Genomic DNA, 3,415 nt, shown 5'->3' with positions numbered 1-3,415 from the left:
GAGAGCAGTCGGATGAAGTTTGATTCTGTATATCTTCTTCGTTTTTCGCCTTTTGTAGGTTAAATATCCATCATTGATATTGCTCTCTTTAAGGTAAGCCATATCGGTAAATGAGATTCCTCGAAGCGCGAAGCTTAGAAAGAAGTAGTTGGCTGCGTGCCATTCCTGCGAATGGATTTTTTTAGGATAGTTATAAATCTTTGATAATTCATCAATGCGTATAGCCCTCTTCGCAGTTTTTTCAGTTTTGATAGTTATGTCATTAAAAGGGTAAAGTTCGCGCTCTACTATTTTGGCTTTTATAGCTTTATTGTATAGTGCACGTATTGATCGTAAGTAATTACCAATGGAGTTACTTTTTAAACCTTCGCGAGCTAAGGCGTTTTTGAATCCATCGATGAAAGTATAGTCTATACCCTCAAATTTTAACATCTCATTTTCCGCATATTTTAAAAGGCGATTGACTGCTGTTAAATAGACCAAAGCATTGCCAGTTCTATTCGTTTTCATCATATCATCTACTACCTGATGGGAAAATATTTTGAATGTGAACAGCGTGGGTAGGGTTATTGGTTTGGGAGTTAAAAGTAACCTTAGTTTTTCAAACGAATATCCGTCAGAATCTTCAAGCGACACTATAGCCTTTTGCAATTCGTAAAAGCGTTTACTTAGACTTTCATTTAATACTGCTGCATTTGGATGTCGTTTTGATAATGAAGATGACTTATCATCCCATTGATTTTGAAATATTGAAATACCAAAAGGAAGGTATTTAACTTCTTTGTGATTGGTGATTCTAAAGAGAATTGTGTAGGTGCCATCTGCTTTGGCTCGCCTTAAATCTAAAATGGTTTTCAACTTTACCATATTTGGGGAGTTATGGCTGTGATCGTTGTACAAACTGTGTACAAACCATGTACAAACTAAATGGACCTAATAAGGGAATTTGAAAAATCTCTGAAACAAAAAACCTCCTTAGAATGATCTAAGAAGGCTTTTTTCGTGACCTGGGAGAGGATCGAACTCTCGACCCACTGATTAAGAGTCAGTTGCTCTACCGGCTGAGCTACCAAGTCGTTCCGGTTTTTTTGCCGGGTTGCAAATATGCTAATTTTTATTTGAGTCGGAAAGTATAGAAGCCGGAAAGTCCGGAAGAATTTGTCATTTTCTAACTTCCTGACTTTCCGTCTTGCGGACTTTCTGACTTTTAAACCATTGCGTACAAATCTTCGCGCTGTTTTTGAACTACTGCGCTGTTGATATATTCATCATAAGTCATCAACTTATCAATGTAACCACCTGGGGTAAGCTCAATAATACGGTTGGCAACTGTTTCAACCAGTTCATGATCCCGTGAAGTGAACAGGATGGTTCCCCTGAAGTCTTTCATGCCATTATTAAGCGCTGTGATCGATTCCAGGTCGAGGTGGTTGGTTGGCTCATCAAACATCAGCAGGTTTGCTTGTTGTAGCATCATACGGCTAAACATGCAGCGCATTTTTTCGCCTCCTGATAATACATTGCTTTTCTTTAATACTTCCTCGCCAGAGAATAACATCCTACCCAAAAAGCCACGAATAAACTGATCATCTTTCTCACCCGGCGAGTATTCGCGCAACCAGTCGATAAGGTTATCGTTTTTGCCTTTAAAGTATTCGGCATTATCAATAGGAATATCGGCCGGGTTAATGGTAACACCCCATTTAAAGCTGCCTTTATAATCGGCATCCCTGCCGGTTAAAATGTTATATAGGGCGGTAGTAGCTAAGCTGTTTTGAGAGAGAATAGCAATTTTATCACCTTTGTTTACCGTAAAGCTGATGTTATTGAACAACAGTTCGCCATTAAGGCTTTTCTTCAAGTTTTCAACCTGCAGTATCTGGTCACCAGCTTCGCGGCCAAGGTTATTGAATATAATTCCCGGGTATTTCCGGTTTGAAGGCTGGATCTCATCTATATTAATCTTATCCAACGCTTTTTTACGGCTGGTAGCTTGTTTTGATTTTGATGCGTTCGCGCTAAACCTGCGTATAAATTCCTGCAACTCCTTAACCCGCTCTTCTGTCTTTTTATTCTGATCAGAACGTTGTTTCAGGGCTAACTGGCTCGATTCGTACCAGAATGTGTAGTTACCGGTATAAATGGTCATTTTGGCAAAATCAATATCAACCACGTGGGTACACACAGTATCCAGGAAGTGCCTGTCGTGCGATACTACCAGCACAATAGCCTCGTACGAAGCTAAAAAATCTTCAAGCCAGCTTACGGTATGGATGTCCAGGTCGTTGGTAGGCTCATCCAATAGTAAAATATCAGGTTTGCCAAAAAGGGCTTGTGCTAATAACACACGTACTTTTTGAGTATTGTCCAAATCTTTTACAAGGTTATAATGAAATTCTTCTTTAATGCCCAGGTTACTTAATAGGGTAGCAGCATTGCTTTCGGCATTCCAGCCATCCATTTCGGCAAAAAGGTTTTCCAGCTCCCCTGCGCGTTCGCCGTCTGCATCAGTAAAATCTTCTTTCAGGTAAATGGCGTCCTTTTCTTTCATAATGGCATACATCTCCTTATGGCCCATCATAACGGTTTCAATCACCGAAAATTCGTCAAACGCATAATGGTTTTGACTTAATACAGCCATTCGCTCGCCGGGCGTAAAGCTTACCGATCCACTGGTTGGGTCGATATCGCCAGAAAGAATTTTTAAAAATGTTGATTTTCCAGCACCGTTGGCACCTATTATGCCATAGCAGTTACCTTGCGAAAACTTAAGATTAACGTCTTCAAATAATGTACGCTTACCGTAACGTAGAGATAGATTGGATACCGTGATCATGCTGCACCTGTAATTTGCCGCAAAAATAAGGTAAATACTTTGTTTTATGGTAAACTAAGCCGATATTATGTTTGTGTGGAGACTGGGATAAGGGGGTGTTCCTGTTTTCCCCAACTATTTTGGCAACCGTGGATACAATTGCTCAAAATATTTGCACAAACGAAACTAAACGCCCTTTTTATACGTTATAAAGCATAATTCACCAATGCCAGATAAATGGTATAACCTTTGACTTAACATTCTTATATTCTTTATTATTATTTATTAAACAATACCAGTCATGGCAGCATTAATTGTAGGTTTGATCATCGTAAATATTGTGATAGCCATTAATAATACACAAAAACGTAAGGTATATTAATTACTACCATAAAGCCTGTAACACATACTTAAATTAATATATTATTTAAGGTTTGTGTTTCATGGTTAGCTAATTTTTGCAGAGGCCCCGAGGCGAGCATCTTTAACATCATGTTCAAATCTGCATTAATTGTAAAAAGGACATTTGTATGGTCATTATCGGAAGATAATGACCATTTTAATTTCAAATCGAACGGTGGTTTTGCTGCAGGTACAATC

At 38.8% G+C, this 3,415-nt stretch carries 2 protein-coding genes and 1 tRNA gene; all 3 read right to left on the bottom strand.

Annotation, left to right across the window (positions count from 1 at the left end):
* On the bottom strand, nt 1–867 hold an 867-nt coding region (locus AC1DPZ_RS24260), incomplete at its 3' end, for a phage integrase SAM-like domain-containing protein (protein WP_477408321.1).
* A gap of 136 nt (nt 868–1,003) precedes the next feature.
* Nucleotides 1,004–1,076: transfer RNA gene (locus tag AC1DPZ_RS24255), tRNA-Lys, on the bottom strand.
* 131 nt (nt 1,077–1,207) lie between these two features.
* Nucleotides 1,208–2,836, bottom strand: coding sequence for an ABC-F family ATP-binding cassette domain-containing protein (locus AC1DPZ_RS24250; RefSeq protein WP_477408319.1), 1,629 nt, complete (start codon nt 2,834–2,836; stop codon nt 1,208–1,210).
* Between the last annotated feature and the right edge of the window lie 579 nt (nt 2,837–3,415).

The organism is Mucilaginibacter sp. P4_G9 (assembly GCF_056400985.1).
Note: the sequence above shows the minus strand (reverse complement) of the source record. Positions and strands in the feature narration are given on the sequence as shown.